At 60.9% G+C, this 20,361-nt stretch carries 19 protein-coding genes and 1 tRNA gene; 11 read left to right on the plus strand and 9 right to left on the minus strand.

Annotated features, from left to right (window positions below; translation table 11 throughout):
• Window positions 1-3 precede the first annotated feature (3 nt).
• The 6 genes from QP884_RS01750 to QP884_RS01775 all read left to right on the plus strand — a co-directional run bounded on the left by QP884_RS01750 (window position 4) and on the right by QP884_RS01775 (window position 5,656).
• Complete coding sequence (locus QP884_RS01750) at window positions 4-825, plus strand: SWIM zinc finger family protein (RefSeq protein ID WP_200435167.1); 822 nt, start codon at window positions 4-6, stop codon at window positions 823-825.
• Complete coding sequence (locus QP884_RS01755) at window positions 825-1,943, plus strand: metallophosphoesterase family protein (RefSeq protein ID WP_284820403.1); 1,119 nt, start codon at window positions 825-827, stop codon at window positions 1,941-1,943. Before QP884_RS01750 ends, QP884_RS01755 begins: the two co-directional genes overlap by 1 nt.
• Window positions 1,943-4,528 carry an AAA family ATPase gene (locus tag QP884_RS01760; RefSeq protein ID WP_284820404.1) on the plus strand — a complete coding sequence of 862 codons (2,586 nt, stop codon included), beginning with the start codon at window positions 1,943-1,945 and terminating at the stop codon, window positions 4,526-4,528. The genes QP884_RS01755 and QP884_RS01760 overlap by 1 nt, the downstream gene beginning before the upstream one ends.
• A gap of 4 nt (window positions 4,529-4,532) precedes the next feature.
• The gene (locus tag QP884_RS01765) at window positions 4,533-5,039 is read left to right on the plus strand and encodes a MarR family winged helix-turn-helix transcriptional regulator (protein ID WP_284766304.1); all 507 of its coding nucleotides are present in this window, start codon (window positions 4,533-4,535) and stop codon (window positions 5,037-5,039) included.
• Window positions 5,040-5,044: 5 nt separating this feature from the next.
• Window positions 5,045-5,344, plus strand: a complete 300-nt coding sequence (locus QP884_RS01770; RefSeq protein WP_284791364.1) for a molecular chaperone GrpE — start codon at window positions 5,045-5,047, stop codon at window positions 5,342-5,344.
• Window positions 5,345-5,452: 108 nt separating this feature from the next.
• Entirely contained in the window at window positions 5,453-5,656 is a 204-nt protein-coding gene (locus QP884_RS01775; RefSeq protein ID WP_284766303.1) for a hypothetical protein, read from the plus strand.
• A 56-nt stretch (window positions 5,657-5,712) separates the two neighbouring features.
• On the opposite strand, the gene QP884_RS01780 is transcribed toward QP884_RS01775, so the two are convergent.
• From QP884_RS01780 to QP884_RS01790, 3 genes are read right to left on the minus strand one after another with little or no spacing between them, the layout of a single operon-like run.
• Window positions 5,713-6,879: an ABC transporter permease gene (locus QP884_RS01780; protein WP_284820406.1), complete on the minus strand. Its 1,167-nt coding sequence runs from the start codon at window positions 6,877-6,879 to the stop codon at window positions 5,713-5,715.
• A 3-nt stretch (window positions 6,880-6,882) separates the two neighbouring features.
• On the minus strand, window positions 6,883-7,782 hold the full coding sequence (locus QP884_RS01785; RefSeq protein ID WP_284820407.1) for an ABC transporter ATP-binding protein: 900 nt from the start codon (window positions 7,780-7,782) through the stop codon (window positions 6,883-6,885).
• A 2-nt stretch (window positions 7,783-7,784) separates the two neighbouring features.
• Window positions 7,785-8,291: a hypothetical protein gene (locus QP884_RS01790; RefSeq protein WP_284820408.1), complete on the minus strand. Its 507-nt coding sequence runs from the start codon at window positions 8,289-8,291 to the stop codon at window positions 7,785-7,787.
• Window positions 8,292-8,389: 98 nt separating this feature from the next.
• Between QP884_RS01790 and QP884_RS01795 the strand changes: the two genes are divergently transcribed.
• Window positions 8,390-9,187, plus strand: coding sequence for a MerR family transcriptional regulator (locus QP884_RS01795; protein WP_284820409.1), 798 nt, complete (start codon window positions 8,390-8,392; stop codon window positions 9,185-9,187).
• Window positions 9,188-9,277: 90 nt separating this feature from the next.
• Here the strand turns inward: QP884_RS01795 and QP884_RS01800 are convergent.
• From QP884_RS01800 to QP884_RS01820, 5 genes are all read right to left on the minus strand, one after another.
• Window positions 9,278-9,351: transfer RNA gene (locus QP884_RS01800), tRNA-Arg, on the minus strand.
• A gap of 53 nt (window positions 9,352-9,404) precedes the next feature.
• Window positions 9,405-10,988, minus strand: a complete 1,584-nt coding sequence (locus QP884_RS01805) for an alpha/beta fold hydrolase (protein ID WP_284820410.1) — start codon at window positions 10,986-10,988, stop codon at window positions 9,405-9,407.
• 124 nt (window positions 10,989-11,112) lie between these two features.
• Window positions 11,113-11,733, minus strand: a complete 621-nt coding sequence (locus tag QP884_RS01810; RefSeq protein WP_239228080.1) for a LutC/YkgG family protein — start codon at window positions 11,731-11,733, stop codon at window positions 11,113-11,115.
• Window positions 11,730-13,235, minus strand: coding sequence for a lactate utilization protein B (locus QP884_RS01815; protein WP_239191528.1), 1,506 nt, complete (start codon window positions 13,233-13,235; stop codon window positions 11,730-11,732). The genes QP884_RS01810 and QP884_RS01815 overlap by 4 nt, the downstream gene beginning before the upstream one ends.
• Entirely contained in the window at window positions 13,235-14,020 is a 786-nt protein-coding gene (locus QP884_RS01820; protein ID WP_284820564.1) for a (Fe-S)-binding protein, read from the minus strand. The genes QP884_RS01815 and QP884_RS01820 overlap by 1 nt, the downstream gene beginning before the upstream one ends.
• A gap of 212 nt (window positions 14,021-14,232) precedes the next feature.
• Between QP884_RS01820 and argS the strand changes: the two genes are divergently transcribed.
• The 4 genes from argS (at window position 14,233) to thrB (ending at window position 19,695) form a co-directional block, all read left to right on the plus strand.
• A complete protein-coding gene (argS, locus tag QP884_RS01825) occupies window positions 14,233-15,885 on the plus strand; it encodes an arginine--tRNA ligase (RefSeq protein WP_284820411.1) in 1,653 nt (550 codons plus the stop codon).
• Entirely contained in the window at window positions 15,886-17,223 is a 1,338-nt protein-coding gene (gene lysA / locus QP884_RS01830; RefSeq protein ID WP_284820412.1) for a diaminopimelate decarboxylase, read from the plus strand.
• Window positions 17,224-17,397: 174 nt separating this feature from the next.
• On the plus strand, window positions 17,398-18,741 hold the full coding sequence (locus tag QP884_RS01835; protein ID WP_284820413.1) for a homoserine dehydrogenase: 1,344 nt from the start codon (window positions 17,398-17,400) through the stop codon (window positions 18,739-18,741).
• A 24-nt stretch (window positions 18,742-18,765) separates the two neighbouring features.
• The gene (thrB, locus tag QP884_RS01840; protein ID WP_284820414.1) at window positions 18,766-19,695 is read left to right on the plus strand and encodes a homoserine kinase; all 930 of its coding nucleotides are present in this window, start codon (window positions 18,766-18,768) and stop codon (window positions 19,693-19,695) included.
• Here thrB and QP884_RS01845 read toward each other — a convergent pair.
• The gene (locus QP884_RS01845; RefSeq protein ID WP_284820416.1) at window positions 19,682-20,341 is read right to left on the minus strand and encodes a helix-turn-helix transcriptional regulator; all 660 of its coding nucleotides are present in this window, start codon (window positions 20,339-20,341) and stop codon (window positions 19,682-19,684) included. The genes thrB and QP884_RS01845 overlap by 14 nt on opposite strands.
• Window positions 20,342-20,361: the final 20 nt, after the last annotated feature.

Raw genomic sequence — 20,361 nt, forward strand, 5'->3', positions numbered from 1 at the left:
TCCATGGCCGTTAAAGGCGACGACAACGTCATCTATGCCAATTTTGGCACCCGCAAACGAGTAAGCACCCCGGCCGAGGTCAATCACGTAGACCGCAGCGGGCGCATCCTGTCCACTACGGCCTCGCGGATTGCGGCCTTTACCTCGCATGGCGCGGATCGCGGCCGGATTACCCGCGGCCGCCAGTATGCCGAGGGCGGACACGTCGTGGGCCTCGAGGTGCGCAATGGAGCCATCCACGGGCGCGTGGCCGGCTCCCAGAACGAGCCCTTTGCGGTGCTCATCCAGCTGCCGTACCGCAATAACGACGATATTGCTCAGCTGGCCACCGAGTTCGCCCGCACCCCCAATTCCGTGGCCAATGCGCGCAAGGGCCTGCTTTCCGACGCCGCCCTAGACACCCTCTTCGCCCCCGAGGCCGAAGACCTGCGCCTGACCTGTGACTGCCCCGATGGCGAGTACGTGTGCAAGCACATCGTGGCGGTAGGCGATAAGCTCGCCACACGCGCCGATGCGGACCCAGCCGTCATCTTTAATATGCGCGGGCTGGACTTTGCCCGGCTCGAGCGCATGGTCTTAGAACAGGCCAAGGCGGTTAGCCGCGAAAGCTTCACCCCGAGCGACCTGTCCGAGGAAGAAAAGAATGACATCTTCTGGAACGGGCGCGAGCTGCCGAAGCTGCCGCAGCCCAAGGTTGCCCCGGCCATTGATGACTCCGATCCGGACCTGCTGCGCAAGGCCATGCGCTCGGTTTCGCATACCAACCTGGATCTCTTGCGCGCGGTATCCGATATTGAAGATCTCTACTACCACCTCTCGCACTAATGACTGCTACCACGTTTATCCATACCTCCGATTTTCAGCTGGGCATGACCCGGTGGTTCTTGAAGGGCGAGGCCCAAGGCCGGTTTAACGATGACCGCGAGGCCGCCATCGTGCGGCTAGGCGAGCTGGCGGAGGAAACCGGTGCGGAGTTCATCGTCGTGGCCGGCGACGTCTTTGAGCACAATGCCCTCTCGCGCGACATCCTTGCCCGCGCCACGGAGATGTTTAAGCGCCTGCCGGTGCCGGTTTATGTCCTGCCGGGAAACCACGATCCGCTGGTGGCGGATTCGGTCTTTTATAAGACCAGCGCGGAGAATGTCCACGTCATCGCAGACTCAGAGCCCATCGAGGTCGCACCCGGCGTGGAGCTGGTCGGCGCGCCGTACCTGTCCAAGCGAGCAAACCACGACTTGGTCCGCCAAGCGCTCGAACCGTTGGAGCCGGCTGAGGGCATCCGCATCGCCATCGGCCACGGCCAGGTGGATTCCCGCTCCGGCGAGGATGACGCCGATACCATCGACCTTGCCTTCGTCGAGGACTGCTTGGAGCGCGGGGTGATCGACTACCTGGCGCTGGGCGATACCCACTCCACCGCGAGCCTCGGCACCACCGGCCGGGTGTGGTTCTCCGGCAGCCCGGAGACCACGGACTATAAGGAAACCAGCACCGGTGGCGGCGAGGCCGATTCCGGCAATGCGTTGGTGGTGCGCGTGGGGGATGAGGTGGACGTCGACAAGCGCCGCATCGGCCGCTGGACCTTTGAAGCCCTCGATGCCGCCGTGGATTCTGCCGAGGACGTCGAACGCTTCCTCGCGCGCCTGGGCGAGTACACGGATAAGGTACGCACGGCCGTGAAGTATAGCCTGCGCGGCACGCTCGGCGTCGAGGCCCACGCCCGTCTGCAGCGCGGCCTGGACGAGTATGAGGCCGTGTTTGCCTCCCTGCGCCCGCGCGAGCGCACCATGGACCTTTACCTGGAACCCAGCGAGGAGGAATTAGCCAGCCTCGATATCTCCGGCTATGCGGCCGAAGCCCTGCATGAACTGCTAGATAACCGCGAGGATCCCGTCGCCCGCGACGCCGCCAACCTGCTATTCCGCCTGGAGGGACAGTCCTAATGCGCATACACCGCCTAGAACTCACCAACGTCCGCGGCATTGAGCACCTGGTCCTCGATGAGCTGCCTGAGACCGGCGTCGTGGTAATTCACGGCGAGAACGAGGCTGGCAAGTCCACTATCGTGGAGGCGCTCGACGTGGTGCTCACCGAAAAGCACAGTGGCCGCTCCAAGCGCATTCGCTCCCTGCAGCCGGTGGGCAAGGACGTTGCCCCGGAAGTTACGGCCGAGCTAAGCGTAGGGGAGTACCGCTTCCGCATTGCCAAACGCTGGCTATCCAAGAAGTCCTGCGAGCTGAATATCACCGCACCCCGGCCGGCGCAATTTACCGGCAGCCAAGCCGATGATGAGCTGGAGCGCATCCTCTCTGAGCATTTGGATCGCTCGCTTGTCGACGCCCTCTTTATGCGCCAAGACGACACCGGCGAGGCCATTTCTGCCGTCGGCATTCCCAGCCTAACCCGCGCACTTGAGCGCGAATCCGGCCTGGCTGAGGAAGAAGTCTCCGGCGATGACTCCGCGTTGTTGGCCCGAGTGGATAAGGAATATCAGCGCTACTTCACTGCAGCGAAGGGTAATCCGGCCGGCGAGTACAAGGAATCCGCTGCAGCCCTAGCTCGCGCCGAAGAGGAATACACAGAAGCCACCCGCGTACTGCGCGAGCTCGATTCCGTGGTCGAGCGTTACGAGCAACTCGAGCGTGACCAAGTCGCCGCTGAAGCAGAGCTCCCCGCCGCCCGCGCCGATCTCACCGACAAACAGGCGCAGGCCGAGGAAGCCGCCACCGCGCAGGCCACCTTGGACTCCCATAAGGCCACCCTTGCCCGTGCTACGGATGACCTTGCCCGTGCGCAAGCCGCCGTTTCCGAGCGCGCCGGGCTCGTCACCGCGGCCGGGGAAGCTGCCGCGGTCACCGAGGCCGCCCAGAATAAGCTCACCGCCGCCCAGGACAAAGCGAAAGAAGAAGCCGCGTCCAAAAAATCGCTGGAGAAGCAACTGGCAGAGGCCAAAGAGGACTATGCCGCGGCCCGCAGCACTTTGAAGCAGGCACGCCGCCTGCAGGATAAGCAGAAGTTTGAGCAGCTCAACGCCCGGCTGGAATCGCTTGACGGCCTAGCCGCCAAAGTAGACCAAGCCCGTGCGGCCATCGCTCAGCGTGGCCGCGAGGTCACCGCGGCCGATATCACCGGCCTGCATAAGGCGGATTCTGCGTTGTCGGTGGCCGAGCGCCTGCACGAGGCTGCCGCCGCCAAGGTGCATTTTTCCGGACCTGCTGGCTCCAGCATCCGAGTCGATGGCGAGGACATCGAGGTGGGGGAGGACACCGCCGTCGAGCTTGTCGATTCCCGTGTAATCACCATCGGCGATATCACTGCCCGCTTCTCGGCCGGTTCCTATTCCGCGGAGGACACCCAGCGTGATGTGAAACAGGCGCGCACGCGGCTGCGGGATCTGCTCGATACCCTCGGCGTAGAATCAGTGGCCGCGGCCGAGGAAGCCCATGAGGCGCACCGTGCACAGAACGATGCCCTCGATGCCGCCACCCGTGCCCTTGCCGCGGAACTGGGACCGGATGATTTGAGCGAGTTACGCGCCCAGCATGCTGCGCTAGCTGAGAAGATTGCGGACCTTGCGGACGTGGAAGAGGTAGACCTCGCCGCCGCCGAAGCCGCGGAGGAAGCCGCGAGCGAAAAGGTCGATGCGCTCGACCGCGAACTCGTGCCGTACCGCGAAAGCCGCCTGGCTCACGAGGCTGTGCGCCTCGATGCCGAACTTGCTGCGGCCCGCGAAAATGCGCAGCGAGTGGCCCGAGAGCTCGCGTCCGCGCGCGAACGCGCCGCCGACGAGGACCTGCGTGCCGAGGTCAGCCGCCTAGAAGCCGTCGTGGGAGACCTGCGCGGGCAGCTCGAACAAATGGAAGCCGTAGACCTCGCTACCGCGCAGTCCCTGGTAGAAGGCGCGCAGTCCCACCTGGATTACCTCACCGACCGCATCCAACGCTGCGAGGTGGATCTTGGCCGGCTTTCTAGCGAGGTGAATTTCCATTCCGGTGCCGCCGAGCGCGCCCAACAGGCCACCGCGGCGGTGGAGATGGCGCGGGCGGTATATGAAAGCGTGGACAAGCGTGCGCAAGCCGCCCGCTATCTGCGCGAACTTTTGCTCAAGCATCGCGATGCCGCCCGGCAGCGCTACGCCGCGCCCTTCGTGGCTGCACTGTCGCGGCTGGCCCGCACTGTGTACGGCGGTGACATCACCTTCGATCTCGATGACGACCTCCGCGTGACCACCCGTACCCAGGACAATGAGACGGTGAGCCTAGCCAGCCTCTCCGGTGGTGCCCGCGAGCAATTGGCCATACTCACCCGCTTTGCCATTGCGCAATTAGTGGGGGCGGAGTCGGTTCCCGTCATTGTGGATGACGCGTTGGGCTCTACTGATGCACACCGCCTGCAACTTATGGCCACGCTCTTTTCCCATGTCGGCCGGGATAATCAGGTATTGGTCTTTACCTGCATGCCGGAGCGCTACTCCCGCGTGCCGGGGCGCAGTGAGCGCGACATTGCCGCGCTCAAAGGGGTAACCTAGTGCCATGCCTTATCAAACTCGCTGGTTAGACGACGAAGAGCAGGAGCTATGGCGCCTGCTCCTTGGCGCCGTGCGCAAGATCGATAGGGGAATGGATGAGACGCTTAAGGCTGGCGGCGAGGTATCTGCTTCCGAGTTCGCCGTCCTCGTTGCCCTGTCCGAGGCACCGGAACAACGCCTGCGCCTGCACGAACTGTGCACGCAGCTGGAGTGGGACCGCTCCCGCGCCTCCCACCAAGTAACTCGCATGGAAAAGCGCGGCCTGCTCACCAAGGAACCAGACGAGGAGGATGCTCGCGGCATCAACGTGTGCGTGACCCATGTTGGCCTAGAACACCTGCGGCGTGCCGCTCCTGAGCACGTGGAATCCGTGCGCCGTATGGTTTTTGACCATCTGCAACCCGAGGACGTACCGGCGCTGCGGCGCTTTTTCACCGGAGTTCTTCAGGTCAAGAACATCCCGGGCTATGAGGGGTACGTGCCCGATTCGCTACTACACGGAAAGGATTAAGCTCCATGATGGGACAAGAGCTCTTTGAGCACCCGAAGAAGCAATATAAGACCTACGGGATCACCGCGTTGGAGGAGCTTAGCCCGCGCATCGGCGATCCAGAGGCGCACTTGGACGACGCCGCCAGTGAGGACCAGGTTGCCGCCATGGAGGAGGCACTAGAGGCATACCCAGATTCCGCACTCACCTATGACCAAGACACCGAGCTGTGGATCGTCGGCGCAGAAGAGGACATTGAGCGCATGCTTGGTGACCGCGAGTCCTTCGTAGAGGCGCTGCTCAATGATGAGGACCCAGGAATTTAATTGCCGAATTTCGGTGTCAATCAAAAGTGCGAGGAATGCGGCCTTGTAAGCACTTAACTGTTAAGATATCCGTAGTTAATCCTCGGTGGATCGAAAGGTTTTATCATTATGAACGAGCGTGAGGCTCAGGAACAGCGCGAAGCGGCAGCTCGCGATAAGGGCAATGGCTGGGTTCCCGTATTCCTTCAGTGGATCCCTTCCATGCTGCTATCCGTAGTGATGCTGGCAGCCATGTTCTTCGGTATGTACTACATCGAGCACGGCACCTTGGACATCACCCAGCCGATCACCAACGAGTTCATTACTCAGTAGCTTCGGCACATAAAAGAATCCGGCTCCCACACAATCGGCGGGGAGCCGGATTATTTTTACTTGCTCAGTGCTTGGCGCCAGGTCATCTTGCGGCCATTGTTCAAAATGGCGCGGCGGTAAATGCGGCCAACCATGACGATAATAAGTGCAGTGGTCAAGGCCATCAGTAGGTAGCTTGCGGCAAGGCCTAGCCAGCTGAGGTTGCCTCCGGCCACCTGCAGCGGAGCGACCAGCATGGACACCGGCGGCAACCAAGTCATGACCTGCATCCACGTGGCATCCAGGTGCATCCAGCCGAACATCGGTACATACATGGTGGCAAATACGAGGAACAGGATAGGGGCCTGCGTGGACTGGAGATCCTCGGTGCGCTGCACCATCGAGCCGGCTGCAGCGTAGAGGCTGCCAAAGAAGAGCAGGCCTAGAATCTCGCCAACAAGGAGCACGGCTACCAAGCCATAGTCCAGCTCGATGTCACTAGCCAGGCCGGTCGCAGCAAGCGAGATTGCACCGCCGCCCAAAATGAGCAGCGTGGCTAGGAATCCAACGATGGTATTGCCCAGAATCTTGCCGGCCAAAAAGTCCACCGGACGCACAGAAGACAAGATAATTTCCACCACTCGGGACGACTTTTCCTCCGTGACGCGGCCGCCAATGAGGCCGGCGAAGGTCATGACGGAAAAGACGACCACCATTGCGCCAATGAGGACCGTGGCTACGCCGGCCATCTTTTGTTCCGTGCCGTCCTCTTCTTCTAAGTTCACCTGATTGACCGTGGTGGATGGCGTTGCGTCTTCCAGCTCCTGCGGGTCAATATTGAGCGTATCCAGTGCCGTTGCTTGTGCTTGAGAAGCAACGATTTGGTTGACCGTGGTAGTTACCGCGGCAGGCGTGTCGCCCTTGCTGAGGAGATCCCAGCCGTCGCTCTCTGCCGGCACCAGGGCGGCATCGGCCTCGTCATTTTCCACCAGTTGCTGGGCTTCCGCGCGGTCATTTGCCGCAGTGGCATCGATGCCGGAATCATCAAAGGCAGACGCTTCCATCCCCACGACGGCTACGGAATCTGGTTCGTCATCGCCGCTGAAGAAATTGATAGCGATAGGGCCGATAATGGCACCGAGGATGAGTAGCAGCATGGTGCCCACCACCATCTTCGACTTCAGCGCGACCGCCATCTCACGCTTGGCTACAACTCCGATGGTCTTCATTGCGGAATACTGCATGGCCTAGGCCTCCTCGTTCTGGTTGCTGGTGACGACGTCCTGGAAAAGCTCGGTCAGGTCTGGGATCTTGCGGCCGAAGGAATGAACCGGGCCTGCGGCGAGGGCTGCCTGCAGGATTGCCTGGTCATCGATGGTTTCATCGGCCTCGAGCACGACGGCGTCGGCAGTTTCTGCCACCAACTCCGTGCCTTCCGGGTACCAGCCACGCGCTGGGGTAGCGACCTCAAAGCGGGGAGGGCCTTGGCTACGCAGCTTATCGACGCCCCCTTCAGCCACCATATGCCCCTTCGTCACAATGCCCACGCGGTCACACAAGCGCTGCACCAAGTCCAACTGGTGCGAGGAGAAAATAACGGGCACACCACGGCTGGCGCGCTCGCGCAGCATGTCTGACATGACATTAACCGCAACCGGGTCCAGCCCGGAGAAGGGCTCGTCCAGAATCAGCATGTCAGGATCATGGATAAGGGAGGCTGCGAGCTGTACTCGTTGCTGATTGCCCAAGGAGAGGTCATCGAGCTTATCGTCCATGCGCTCGCCCAGACCTAACTGTTCTAGGAGCTCAGTGCCGGCGCGCTTGGCGGCGGGCTTATCCATGCCGTGCAGGGTGCCTAAGAAGACCAGCTGGCTCAGCAGCGGCTCCTTGCCGTAGAGCCCGCGCTCTTCTGGCATATAACCAATGCGGCGGCGGTTATCGTCATTAATCGGGGCGTCATCGAAGTAGACCTCGCCAGAGTCTTTGGCCAGCACACCAAGAGCAATGCGCATGGTGGTGGACTTTCCGGCGCCGTTGGATCCGACGAAACCGAAGATTTCGCCGTCACCAACGCTAAAGGTCATATCCCGCAGGGCTTGAGTCTCCCCGAAGGACTTATTGAGGTGGTCAATGGTCAAGGTGGGCATGTTTAGTCCTCCGAGTTCTGGTTGAAGGTCAGTGCGTATCCGACAGCGGGCAACGTGGCAGAGATGAAGTAGCTAAAGAGCAAGAAGTAGCCAGCTCCAAGCAAATATTTGGTGCCAATAGTGCCGGTAATTCCTCCGCCTAGGAACCAATTGCCTACGAGAAGGGTGACAAGACCGCCGGCAAAAAGAAACGCGTTAGACAGCTGGAAAGCCTTCCGGCGCCACTGGTCGAGAACCCGGGCCTCGTACTCATCAAGAGAGGACAGCGGCTTGCGGTCTTTGGAATCAATGGACACCCGCAGAATGGTCCAGGGAATGCAAGAAAGCACCATTGCGATAGACATTCCTAACAGTGCCCAGTAAGAAGAAATCGCCAATGCGAGGATGAGGAAAATCGCGGATACAGCTACGCAGCCATACATTGCCGCGATTAATCCACGGGCGGGGCCGGGACGGCGGAACCGTTCGGCGCGGATCGTTGTTGAAACAGGGGCGTCGTTTGCTGTCATGCATTCAAGTGTTGCATAAACCCAACACTCTGGCAACAGTTTCTGCAGATTTTCTTTGGGGTTGACCCTGACGCGACGTTAGGCGCGACAATGTCACCATGGACGACATCGATGAAGTTCTTTATACCGTTGGCGAGGTAGCAGCGCTCTTCCGCATTACGGTGCGCACCTTGCACCACTGGGAGGCACAAGGCTTGCTGTGTCCTACGTGGCGCAGCTGGTCCAATTACCGGCTGTATACCGAGGAAGACTGCGCCCGCGTGCAGAAGATTCTGATCTACCGCGCTACCGGTATGAAATTGACCGATATTAAACAGCTGCTAGATGGCGGTTCCTCCGATGTGGAGCATCTACGGAGGCAAAGAGAAATCCTGCTCGCGCAGCGAGACAGTCTTAGCGACATGCTGGCAGCAATTGACACCTTGATGGAGGATGCAATGAATAACCGAAAGCTCACCACCGAAGAAATCGGACAGATTGTCGGCGATGCCAACTTCGCCGCGCATCAACAAGAAGCCGAAGAAGCCTATGGATCGAGCGAGGACTGGTCTATCTATCAGCAGCGCACGGCCGGTTGGTCGGAGAAGAACTGGAGCGATGCGCAAGCCGGCGTCGCTGAGGTGGAAAAAGAACTGGCCGAGGCCGTAGCAGGCGGTGTGGCTGCTGGGTCGGAGGAGGCCCAGGGGCTCGTCGACAAGCACCGTGCAGCCCTCAGTGCCTTCTTTCCCGTCACGCCAGCGAAACACTTCTTAATCTCGCGCGGCTATGTGGCTGATGAACGCTTCCGTGCTCACTATGAGGCGCAGCAGGAGGGGTTGGCGCAGTGGCTGGCAGACGCGATTGAGCATGCAGCTAAGGCGCAAGGGGTGGATACCGACAAGCCGGAGTGGCAATAGAAGGCTCGTGTCCAGCCTGGAAAGACCTAGCTGGCCGGAGGAAAAATAAACCGCTGACCACCAGAAAATCTTGGTGGTCAGCGGTGAATGTGTCCCCGACAGGGATCGAACCTGCGACCTTCGGTACCGGAAACCGATGCTCTAATCCGCTGAGCTACGGAGACATCGCTGGGAGAATTCCCAACGATGTGATTTTAGCGCATGGGTTAGTGGGGGACTAAATCAACCCGGGGGCGTCGGTGGTAGTGACCTCACCGGTGCGCAGGTAGTGCACGCCGATGTCATCGACGACCTTATTCTTGGATGCGAAGTGGGCATGGCCAGGACCATGGACGGTGACCACTCGCGACTGCATCGGCTTCGAGAGGCTGGTGTGGTACTGATACGGCGTTTGTGGGTCGCCCGTAGCCTGAATCTGGAGGGGCTTGGTGGCCAGCTTAGAGCCATCGAGAGGCGCCTGGCCTGTCACTGGCGTGCGGCCGCCACAACCCGCGCCGGAGCCGTAGAGGGAATTGAAGTGGGTGAAGGGATCCACGCTGACGAAGTTGGTCCACAGGTAGCTTGGGTACAGCAGCGGATTGCCGGGCACGGTGTTTTCATTGCAGACAATGAGGTTTTGCATATTCATCGCCTGAGCCACGGATTCTTGGTGTTTGCGCACTGTCTCCGGGTCGGGTTGCTCAGCATCCATGGGCTCGCTGCCATTTAAGTGCTTAGCAAAGGCATCCCACTGTGCAGGAATCGGGACGAGGTCGCGCGTCATCATCAGAAGCGGGGAGAATGCCTGCACGGCATTGGGTTGCTGAATCTTCTGGCTGAGGAACTCCGCCTGCACCCGCAGCGGGCCGGTGGCGGTCATGATGTCCGCGCCAGGCTGACCGGCAAACTCGAGCCCTGGAGGCAGGTCACCAATCTTGGCATTCGGAGGTAAGACCGTGGGGCGAACGCCGGCCTCGCGGGCTACCTTCTGTGACCACTTTTCATAGACCTGCAATGGGGTGGTGCCGAGGTGGTACTTGGCGTCATTTTTAGCAATGAACCCGAAGAGGTCGTGCAGTCCCTTTTCATAGCCGCGCTGCTGCGAAGCAAAGATGCCATTCCACGCCAGCTTGGGGCTCATGCCCGAATCCAGCAGGACCTTGCCGGTGTGCTCCGGATACTTGGTGGCGTAAGCGGAGCCGAGGTAGGTGCCATAGGAGGTGCCAGCGATGTCAATCTTTTCTTCGCCCAAGGCGCGGCGCACCATTTCCCAGTCCTGCAGGGTATTCGCGGTGGTCAGCGAGTTGGTATAGCCCGGGGTGTGCTTTTCGCAGGCATCGCGGGTGATCTTTCCTACCTGGAGGCTTTCTTGGAGCGGATCGGTGGTTGCAGTGGCATCGCACTTTACTGGCGTGGAGCCGGGCAAGCCACGCGGTTGTACGCCGATGGTGTCCCACTCATCGCGCACGGCCTGTGGCCATGGAACAGCGGTATTGCCGGCCCATCCATAGGCATCGCCACTTGGGTCACCAGGGTTGGTAAACAATGCGCCACGGCGTGCGCTTGGCTTTGCGGCGGGAACGCGCACGAAGCCGACGCTAATGGTGTCGGCTTTAGGGTTGTCGTAATACGTAGGCACGTCGATGCGACCGCACTCGGCATTGGCGACGTCTACCTGCTCGGGGCAGTCTTCCCAGGAAATGGCGGGCTTGGTGTCCTGCGGCGCGGGGGCCGGTGCAGCCGTGGCAATCGGCGCAGTGACACCAATGGTGACCGCAGCGGCACCGAGCGTGGCCGCAAGCTTAGAAGAAAAAGAAAGCATAGGTTAGGTCTCCAGAATAAAAGTAATTGGTAGACCTAGCCTATGCTTTTTTGATGCTTTTAGCATCATATTCACAGTAGGTGGGTGCCCTCACCGGCCGAGGCAGGAGAGGGGCTACACAGAACTACTTGACGATGACAACGATGAGGTCACGCGGGCCGTGTACGCCCTCGACACGAGTGAGCTCGATATCGGAGGTAGCGGATGGGCCAGAGATCCAGGTCGCTGGCTTCTCCGGGTTCATGCGGGAGATGACCTCGGGGATGCCGTAGACGATCTCATTTTGGTGGACGATGCACAGGTGGCGGTCCGGAACCAGGGTCAGTGCGCGGCGACCGCAACGCTCGTCAGACTCGAGCACGATGGTGCCGGTCTGCGCGGAGGTGACGTGGGAATAAGTGACCACAGCGTCGGTCTCGTTCAGGGTACGCGGATCGACGGACTTATCGTCCGGCTTGGCGTCGAAGCCCTCGAAGAGGGTGGCGTCCATGCCTTCGGCGTAACGAATGTCGTTGCACTCGCGGTCCTTGAGGATCGTGGCGATGGTCTGCTTGAGCTCGCCTTCCTCGGTGACGTGCACCTCGGCCTTGTAATCCTCGAGTCGGTCAATGAGCATATCGCGCAGCTCGTCCGCGTTCAGGGTGCCCTCGTGGTGGTAATCGCGCGGGGCATCAACGTGGTCGGGGAGACCAGCCTGCTTCTGGGCGGAGCGGATGCGGCTTAGGATTTCCTGCTTTGCGTTCACTTTTTGGACTCCTCACGGGCCTCGGCAAGAAGTTCCTTGCCTTCTTCGGACTCGAACCACTGGCGGAAGGACTTCTTTGGCGGAACCGCGGTGTCGCGGCCCTCGGACCAACCGGACATAAACAGTGGCAGGGATTCGATGGTCTTGTTGGTGCCACCCAAGATGCGGCCCAGGGCGACCATGTGGGTTGCCTTGTTCCACAGCTTCGGGTTGCTCCACAGCAGCTGAATGGTCTTGAAGAGCTTCGGCTCGATTGGTGGGGTGGCGTGGGTGACCTTCTGGTGACGGTTTTCCAAAATGACGTCGGAAAGCGGAATCTTCACCGGGCACACCTCGTCGCAACGGCCGCACAGCGAGCACGCATAAGGCAGGCTGGCGGAAGGATCGTTGTGGTCCTTCATACCGGTCAGCTGCGGCGTCAGGGAAATACCGATCGGGCCAGGGTAGACAGAGCCGTAGGCGTGGCCGCCGGCGCGCTCGTAGACCGGGCAAACATTCAGGCAAGCCGAGCAACGGATGCACTTGAGGGCCTGGTGGCCAATCGGGGAGGACAGGGCCGCAGTACGGCCGTTATCCAGCAGCACCAAGTGGAAGTTCTGCGGGCCATCGCCCTCAGTAACGCCGGACCACATGGAGGTGTATGGGTTCATACGCTCCGCGGTGGAAGAACGCGGCAGCAGCTGAAGGAAGACCTCCAAGTCCTGGAAGGTAGGAACCAGCTTTTCGATGCCCATCACGGTAATGAGGGTCTCCGGCAGGGTCAGGCACATACGGCCATTGCCCTCGGACTCCACGATGTTGATGGTGCCGGTTTCTGCTACGCCGAAGTTGGCGCCGGAGATGGCCACCTTGGCCTGCATGAACTGCTCGCGCAGGAACTGGCGGGATGCCTCGGCCAACTCTGCCGGCTCAGCCTGCAGGGTGTCATCGGTATTCGGCATCTTGTTGAGGAAGATATCGCGAATCTCCGCGCGGTTGCGGTGGATAGCCGGAACCAGAATGTGGGACGGCTTATCTTCACCTAGCTGCACGATGAGCTCTGCGAGGTCGGTCTCGCGTGCGTTGATGCCCGCTGCCTCCAGGTGCTCGTTCATGCCGATCTCCTGGGTGGCCATGGACTTAACCTTGACCACGTCGGTCTCGCCAGTGGCGCGAATCAGACCCTCAATGATCTGGTTAGCTTCCTTGGCGTCGCGTGCCCAGTGGACGACGCCGCCGCGAGCCTTGACTGCCTCCTCGAACTGCTCGAGCAGCTCTGGCATGCGGGCGGCAACGTCTTCCTTGATGGCGGAACCTGCAGCGCGCAGCTCCTGCCAATCATCCAGCTCCTCCACAGCGTTGGAGCGCTTCTCGCGAATAGAGGTGGTGGCGTGCTGCAGGTTGTGGCGCTGGGTGGCGTTATTCAGGCCAACATGTGCCAGGGGAACAAAGGCCTTGCTGCCGCGCAGGTTGCCGTAGCCTTCCGGCGCGCGCGGTGGGGTGGTATCGAGGAAAGAGGTCATTAGAGCATCGTCTCCTTGGAGTAAGCGGCGGAGGTCGGAGTCCATGGGTGCTCCTTGGTGGAAGCCAAGATCTCAGCCATGTGAACGGCGCGGACGCCGGAACGCTGGCGGCTCAGGGAGCCACCGATGTTCATCAGGCAGGAAGAGTCACCGCCGGTGACGAATTCTGCTTCGGTCTCCTTGATGTGGCGAGTCTTATCGGTGACCATCGCGCGGGATACCTCTGCGTTCTTGATGGCGAAGGTGCCGCCGAAGCCGCAGCATTCTTCCTTATTGGGAAGCGTAACTAGGTCAATTCCTTCTACTTCCTGGAGAAGCTGCAGTGGGCGGTCTCCCAGCTTCAAAAAGCGCAGGCCGTGGCAGGAAGGGTGGTACGTCACGCGGTGCGGGAAGAATGCGCCGACGTTGGTCACACCGGCGACATCCACTAGGAATTCCGGGAGATCCAAGGTCTTCTGAGTGGTCTTGCGCGCGCCGTCGACATCGGCGGAGTTGCCAAATCGGTCAGCGATGCGCTCGTGCTGCTCGCGAACGGCGCCGACGCAGGAGCCGGAGGCCGCGACGACATAATCAATGGAGGGATCGGCAAAGGCGTCCGCATAGGAGCGGATCATGCCCAGAGTTTCCTTCTGGTAGCCGGTATTGATGTGCATCTGGCCGCAGCAGGTCTGTTCCTCCGGGAAGACCACCTCGTGGCCCAAGCGGGAGAGAACGAGTGCCGTTGCCTTTTGTACGTCCGGGAAAAGGGCGTCACCAATGCAAGTGGAAAATAGCGCAATGCGCATACGGTGCTCCTCGTTGATTCTTGACATGGGGGGTAGGCACAACCCTACTCCTTTTAAGCAGTACGTGCGTAATGCGTCCCCTCGTTGACCAGCGATTATTTCGCAATATTAATGTTGCAGAAAGTGGCTATCAACCGTTTGCGCTGCAAAAGGGAGTTTTCTGGCGCGGCCCTTTTCACACTTGACTTTTCAGTCCACTAGAATCGTGCGACATGACACCAGCTGATTTGGCCACATTGATTAAAGAAACTGCCGTTAAGGTCATGGAAAGCCATGAGCTTGATTCCTCCGTTTTGCCGGAAACGGTAACCGTAGAGCGCCCACGCAATCCTGAGCACGGCGATTACGCCACCAACGTGGCATTGCAGGTGGCTAAGAAGGCCGGTGCAAACCCGCGCGAGCTGGGCGGCTGGTTGGCAGAGGCCTTGGCGGACAATGATGCCGTTGCAGAGGCCGATATCGCTGGCCCTGGTTTCATTAATATTCGCCTTGCTGCCGACGCCCAGGGAGAGATCGTCGCGCAGATCCTTCGCGCCGGCAAGGAGTACGGTTCTAATGATTCCTTTGCGGGTAAGAAGGTTAACCTGGAGTTTGTCTCCGCTAATCCGACTGGCCCGATTCACCTCGGTGGCACCCGTTGGGCGGCCGTGGGTGACTCCCTGGGCCGCGTACTGGAGGCCTCTGGCGCGGAGGTCACCCGCGAGTATTACTTCAATGACCATGGCGGCCAGATTGACCGTTTCTCCCGTTCCCTGGTGGCTGCCGCGAAGGGCGAGCCTACTCCGGAGGATGGCTACGGTGGAGCCTATATCCAGGACATCGCCCAGGCTGTTGTGGAGAAGAACCCATCCGCGCTAGAGGGCAGCGACGAAGAGGTCCAGGAAGCTTTCCGCGCAGACGGCGTGGAGATGATGTTTGCGCAGATCAAGCAGTCTCTGCACGAGTTTGGCGTGGACTTTGATGTCTACTTCCACGAGAACTCCCTCTTCGAATCCGGTGCGGTCGATGCCGCGCTGGAAAAGCTCAAGGCCGAAGGCCATATGTACGAGGCCGAGAATGCGTGGTGGCTCAAGTCCACCGATTACGGCGATTCCAAGGATCGCGTGGTGGTTAAGTCCGATGGCAATGCAGCTTATATTGCAGGTGACATTGCCTACGTGGCCGATAAGTTCGACCGCGGACACGATTTGAATATCTACATGCTGGGCGCTGACCACCACGGCTATGTACCACGCTTGAAGGCCGCCGCAGCCGCCCTGGGCTACAACGCCGACGCCGTCGAGGTGCTCATTGGCCAGCTGGTTAACCTCCTGCGCGATGGCAAGCCAGTGCGCATGTCCAAGCGTGCGGGCACGGTCATCACCATGGAAGATCTCGTGGCCGCCATCGGTGTGGACGCCTCCCGTTATTCCCTGGTGCGTTCCTCTGTGGACCAGAGCATCGATATTGATTTGGGCCTGTGGGAATCCCAGTCTTCCGATAACCCCGTCTACTACGTGCAGTACGGCCACGCCCGCCTGTGCTCCATCGGCCGAAAGGCAGCCGAGCTGGGCGTCGATTCGGAAGGCGCGGATCTCTCCTTGCTCACCCATGATCGGGAGGGCGACCTCATCCGCACCCTGGGTGAGTTCCCGGCCGTGGTGGAAGAGGCCGCGCAGCTGCGTGAGCCGCATCGCATCGCCCGCTATGCCGAGGACCTCGCTGCGGTCTTCCACCGTTTCTATGACTCCTGCCAGGTCCTGCCCAAGGCTGGCGAGGATGAAGCTCCTATCCATGGTGCCCGCCTCGCGCTGGCACAAGCCTCCCGCGTGGTCTTGGCTAATGCCTTGACCATGGTGGGTGTGAGCACCCCGGAGAAGATGTAAGTGGCGGATTTCAATGAGCTGCCGGCCCACGTCTGGCCGCGCAATGCAAAGCGCGAGGAAGACGGCGTAGTAACCATTGCTGGTGTTCCGCTGCCGGATTTAGCGGAGGAATTCCAGACCCCGCTCTATGTCTTCGATGAAGATGACTTCCGGTCCCGCTGCCAGGATATGGCCCGCGCCTTCGGAGGCCCAGAGCACGTGCACTATGCCTCCAAGGCATTTATCTCAAAGAAGATCGTGAACTGGGTGAATGAGGAAGGCCTGTGCTTGGATGCTGCCTCGCTCAATGAGCTCAAGATTGCCTTGGCCGCGGACTTTCCGGCCGAGCGCATCACCACGCACGGCAACAATAAGGACGATGAATACCTGCGTTTGTGTGTAGACGCCGGCGTGGGCCACGTGGTCATTGACAACGAGCTCGAGCTGGAAGAGCTCAATCGCATTGCGGGCGAGGCCGGCAAGGTCCAGCCGGTGATGATCCGCGTCAAGCCGGGTGTTGATGCGCATACGCACGAATTCATCGCCACGGCGCATGAGGACCAAAAGTTCGGCATTTCGCTCGCCACGGGCGCGGCCTTTGCTGCGGCCAAGCGTTGCTTGGAGGCGGACAACCTGCACCTAAGCGGCCTGCATTGCCACGTGGGATCCCAGGTCTTTAATGCGGAAGGCTTCAAACTTGCCGCCGAGCGCGTCATGGGCCTGTACCGCCAGATTTATACCGAGCTGGGGGTGACTCTGGAAGAGCTCGATTTGGGCGGTGGCTTTGGTATTCCCTATATGCCCTATGAGGAAGCGCTGGATATCGAGCGCGTGGCCGGCGATATGCTCGGCGCAGTCAAGCACACCGCAGAGGAGTTGGGCATTGAGGCGCCCTTCCTCTTGGTTGAGCCCGGTCGCTCGTTGGTTGCCGGCTCGGCGGTGACCGTCTACCGCGTGGGTACCGTCAAGGATGTAGAAACTGGCAAGTCGGATCTGCCGCTGCGCCGCTATATCTCCGTCGACGGTGGAATGTCAGACAATATCCGCCCGGCACTTTACGGTTCGGCCTATGACGTGCGCGTGGTCAACCGCTTTAGCGATGGGGAAGAGGTGCCCTCCCGCGTGGTGGGCTTCCATTGCGAGTCCGGCGATATTCTCCTTGAAGACGGCGAGCTGCCCAATGATATCCAGCCGGGAGACTTGATCGCCTTTGCTGCTACCGGTGGCTACCAGTACATGATGTCCTCGCGCTACAACGGTGCGGTGCGCCCGGCGGTCGTCGCCACGCGCGTAGGCCAGACCAAGCCGATGCTGCGCCGCGAGACCATCGAGGATCTTCTTTCCCTCGAAGTGGACTAGCCCACGCACTCGGTCCCCGTCACAGCGCCTAATTTTATTCAGGGCCTGTGACGGGGACTTTTCTATCTGTTGACCCATTTGCTGCGAAAGTAGACAGCTTGTTCTGTATAGTGTCCTGTATCCGCAATCAGCGGGCACGACACCTTTACCCCAACCGCACAATGGAGACGGATTATGGCTGCATCGACTAGCGAGCTTCAGGTACACGAGCATTCCGGCAAGGGCGAGGGCGAGACCGTCGGTATCGCGCTGCTGGGCTTTGGCACCGTTGGTGCTGAGGTCTTTCGCCTGCTAGGGGAGAATGCTCATGCCTTTGCTCACCGCATCGGTGGCCCAGCCGAGATTCGCGGCATCGCCATCCACAACAAAAATAAGCTGCGCCCGGGCGTGCCCCAGGATCTGTTGACCGATGACGCCAAGGCGCTCGTCGCCCGCGACGATATCGACCTCGTGGTTGAGGTTATCGGCGGTATCGACTTCCCACGCGAGCTGGTGCTCGCCGCACTCAATTCCGGAAAGTCCGTGGTGACCGCCAATAAGGCCCTGGTTGCTGCGCACGCAGACGAGCTGGCGGACGCCGCCGACCGCGCCGGTGTAGATCTCTACTTTGAGGCTGCCGTAGCCGCCGCGATTCCGGTGGTAGGCATGCTGCGTCGTTCTCTGGCCGGCGATCAGATAGAGCGCATCTCCGGCATTGTCAATGGCACCACCAACTTCATCTTGGACGCGATGGAGTCCACGGGCGCTTCCTATGATGAAGCGCTGGCGGAGGCTACCCGCCTGGGCTATGCCGAGGCCGATCCCACCGCGGATGTTGAGGGCCATGACGCCGCCTCCAAGGCCGCCATCATGGCGTCTTTGGGCTTCCACACTCGCGTGAAGTTTGAGGACGTCCACTGCGAGGGCATTACCAAGGTCACCGCCGCGGATATCGCCGCGGCCAATGATGCCGGCTATTCCATCAAGCTGCTGGCCATTTGCGAGCGCCTTCAGCGCGAGGACGGCTCCGAGGCGGTCAACGCCCGCGTGCACCCCACGTTGGTGCCCAAGGAGCACCCGTTGGCTTCCGTGAGCGAGTCCTATAATGCCATCTTCGTCGAGGCCGAGGCCGCAGGTTCCCTGATGTTCTACGGCAATGGTGCGGGCGGCAATCCTACGGCGTCTGCCGTGCTTGGCGACGTCGTCGGGGCAGCCCGCAATATCGTCCACGGCGGCCGCGCACCGGGCGAGAATACCTATGCCAACCTGCCTATCGCAGACTTCGGTGAGGTAGAAACCCGCTACCACATCGATATGGAAGTCCAAGACCGCACCGGTGTGCTGGCCGCCATCTCCGCCGTCTTCGCCGATAATGACGTTTCCCTGCGCACCGTGCGCCAGGAAGACGGTGCGGACACCGCCCGCCTCATCGTGGTCACCCACGCCGCGAAGGAGGCCACCTTGGACACCATTGTGGCTGCCTTGGGCGAGCTTGAAGAGGTCAAGGCCGTTCATTCCGTAATCCGCCTCGGCAGCTAGCCCGGCCCCATAGACTGGATAGCTATGAGCATCGAAGTTGAAGTCGGCACTAAAGCCATCGTGACCGTTCCTGCCTCCACGGCGAACCTTGGCCCGGGTTATGACACCTTGGGCATGGCGTTGAGCCTGTATGACACCGTCGAGGTAGAGGTCACCACCTCGGGCCTGACGGTGGAAATCTTCGGCGAGGGCGCAGAAGACCTGCCGCGCGATGGCTCCCACTTGGTGGTCAAGGCGATTCGCTCCGCACTCTCGGCGGCCGACGCCACGGTGTCCGGCCTGCGCGTGGTCTCGCACAATAATATCCCGCAGTCGCGCGGCCTGGGCTCTTCCGCCTCCGCCGCAGTGGCGGGCGTGGCCGCAGGCAATGCGCTGGCGGGAAGCCCGCTGACCCAAGAGCAAGTGGTGCAGCTTTCTTCCGCCTTTGAGGGCCACCCCGATAATGCGGCCGCCTCCGTGTTGGGTGACGCCGTGGTGTCGTGGACCAATGTCCCCGTCGACGGCCATTCTTTGCCGGACTACCGCGCCGCGTCCATCAAGGTGCACGAAGATATCCGCGCCACCGCGCTCGTGCCTGATTTCCACGCTTCCACCCAGGCGGTGCGCCGCGTCCTGCCCTCGCACGTGACGCATTCGGATGCGGCGTTCAACGTCTCGCGCACCGCGGTCCAGGTGGCGGCATTGCAGAACTACCCGGATCTCCTGTGGGAGGGAACCCGCGATCGCTTGCACCAGCCGTACCGCGCGGATGTGCTTCCCGTGACCGCGGAGTGGGTCAACCGCCTGCGCAACCGCGGCTATGCGGCCTACCTATCCGGCGCTGGCCCTACCGTCATGGTGCTGCACACCGAGGATATTGAGGAGGGCATTCTTGCCGACGCCCGCGAGCAGAACCTCCGCGTCATCGACCTCACCGTGGCCGGCCCCGTCAGCGTGGAGCTTACGCAGGCTTAATCTTTAGCCGGCACACGTTGGGGTGCTGGCGCGGCACCAAGGTGATCGAGGTGTCGTCATCGCTGGTTTCTTGCAGGAAGCCAGCGTGTACCGCGCACAGGAACGGCGAAGGCTCAAGACCCGAAGAGACAAACGGGCAAGCATGGAGCTCGATATCGGTCGAGTCCGGCTTGGTGGCGGGGTCAAAGCCCATATCGCGCAGGGTGGCAAAAAGCGTATCGAGCGCACCATCGGAGCTATCCGCGCCCGCGGCGCGCGCCCAGCGGCGCCCGATCTCGAGGGCCTTGGCCGAGGCGGCGTCATCAAGTTCTTTCTCTTTCGCCAGCATCGTGGTCAGCACCTCCACCAAGGTGATGTATTCCTCTGCCACCGCTTTGTTATCCGGAATGCGGGCTTGGAAGATGAGGGAGGGGCGCCCGCGGCCCTTACTCGGCGCGGACACAACGTTGACGGCCCCAGCGTTGACCAGCTCATCGATGTGTCCGCGAGCGGTGTTGACGTGCATGCCTAGTTCTTCGGCCACGGTGCCGGCCTTGGCGCCTTCGGGGTGGCGTTGCACAGCGGTGAGCACCTCGCGCTGCTTGGGCGAGAGGTTGAGGGCCTCCGGAAAAAGTTCGGTGGTGGACCGAGGAAGTGAATCAGGCATGGTGGGAATCCGCCTTGGGG

Origin of the sequence: Corynebacterium tuberculostearicum, from assembly GCF_030229345.1 — a bacterium.
GTDB lineage: Bacteria > Actinomycetota > Actinomycetes > Mycobacteriales > Mycobacteriaceae > Corynebacterium > Corynebacterium tuberculostearicum_G.

Coding starts and splice junctions, on each gene's coding strand:
- QP884_RS01750 (WP_200435167.1), top strand. CDS start 4: ATGGCCGTTAAAGGCGACGACAACGTCATCTATGCCAATTTTGGCACC.
- QP884_RS01755 (WP_284820403.1), top strand. CDS start 825: ATGACTGCTACCACGTTTATCCATACCTCCGATTTTCAGCTGGGCATG.
- QP884_RS01760 (WP_284820404.1), top strand. CDS start 1,943: ATGCGCATACACCGCCTAGAACTCACCAACGTCCGCGGCATTGAGCAC.
- QP884_RS01765 (WP_284766304.1), top strand. CDS start 4,533: ATGCCTTATCAAACTCGCTGGTTAGACGACGAAGAGCAGGAGCTATGG.
- QP884_RS01770 (WP_284791364.1), top strand. CDS start 5,045: ATGATGGGACAAGAGCTCTTTGAGCACCCGAAGAAGCAATATAAGACC.
- QP884_RS01775 (WP_284766303.1), top strand. CDS start 5,453: ATGAACGAGCGTGAGGCTCAGGAACAGCGCGAAGCGGCAGCTCGCGAT.
- QP884_RS01780 (WP_284820406.1), bottom strand. CDS start 6,879: ATGCAGTATTCCGCAATGAAGACCATCGGAGTTGTAGCCAAGCGTGAG.
- QP884_RS01785 (WP_284820407.1), bottom strand. CDS start 7,782: ATGCCCACCTTGACCATTGACCACCTCAATAAGTCCTTCGGGGAGACT.
- QP884_RS01790 (WP_284820408.1), bottom strand. CDS start 8,291: ATGACAGCAAACGACGCCCCTGTTTCAACAACGATCCGCGCCGAACGG.
- QP884_RS01795 (WP_284820409.1), top strand. CDS start 8,390: ATGGACGACATCGATGAAGTTCTTTATACCGTTGGCGAGGTAGCAGCG.
- QP884_RS01805 (WP_284820410.1), bottom strand. CDS start 10,988: ATGCTTTCTTTTTCTTCTAAGCTTGCGGCCACGCTCGGTGCCGCTGCG.
- QP884_RS01815 (WP_239191528.1), bottom strand. CDS start 13,235: ATGACCTCTTTCCTCGATACCACCCCACCGCGCGCGCCGGAAGGCTAC.
- QP884_RS01820 (WP_284820564.1), bottom strand. CDS start 14,020: ATGCGCATTGCGCTATTTTCCACTTGCATTGGTGACGCCCTTTTCCCG.
- argS (WP_284820411.1), top strand. CDS start 14,233: ATGACACCAGCTGATTTGGCCACATTGATTAAAGAAACTGCCGTTAAG.
- QP884_RS01835 (WP_284820413.1), top strand. CDS start 17,398: ATGGCTGCATCGACTAGCGAGCTTCAGGTACACGAGCATTCCGGCAAG.
- thrB (WP_284820414.1), top strand. CDS start 18,766: ATGAGCATCGAAGTTGAAGTCGGCACTAAAGCCATCGTGACCGTTCCT.
- QP884_RS01845 (WP_284820416.1), bottom strand. CDS start 20,341: ATGCCTGATTCACTTCCTCGGTCCACCACCGAACTTTTTCCGGAGGCC.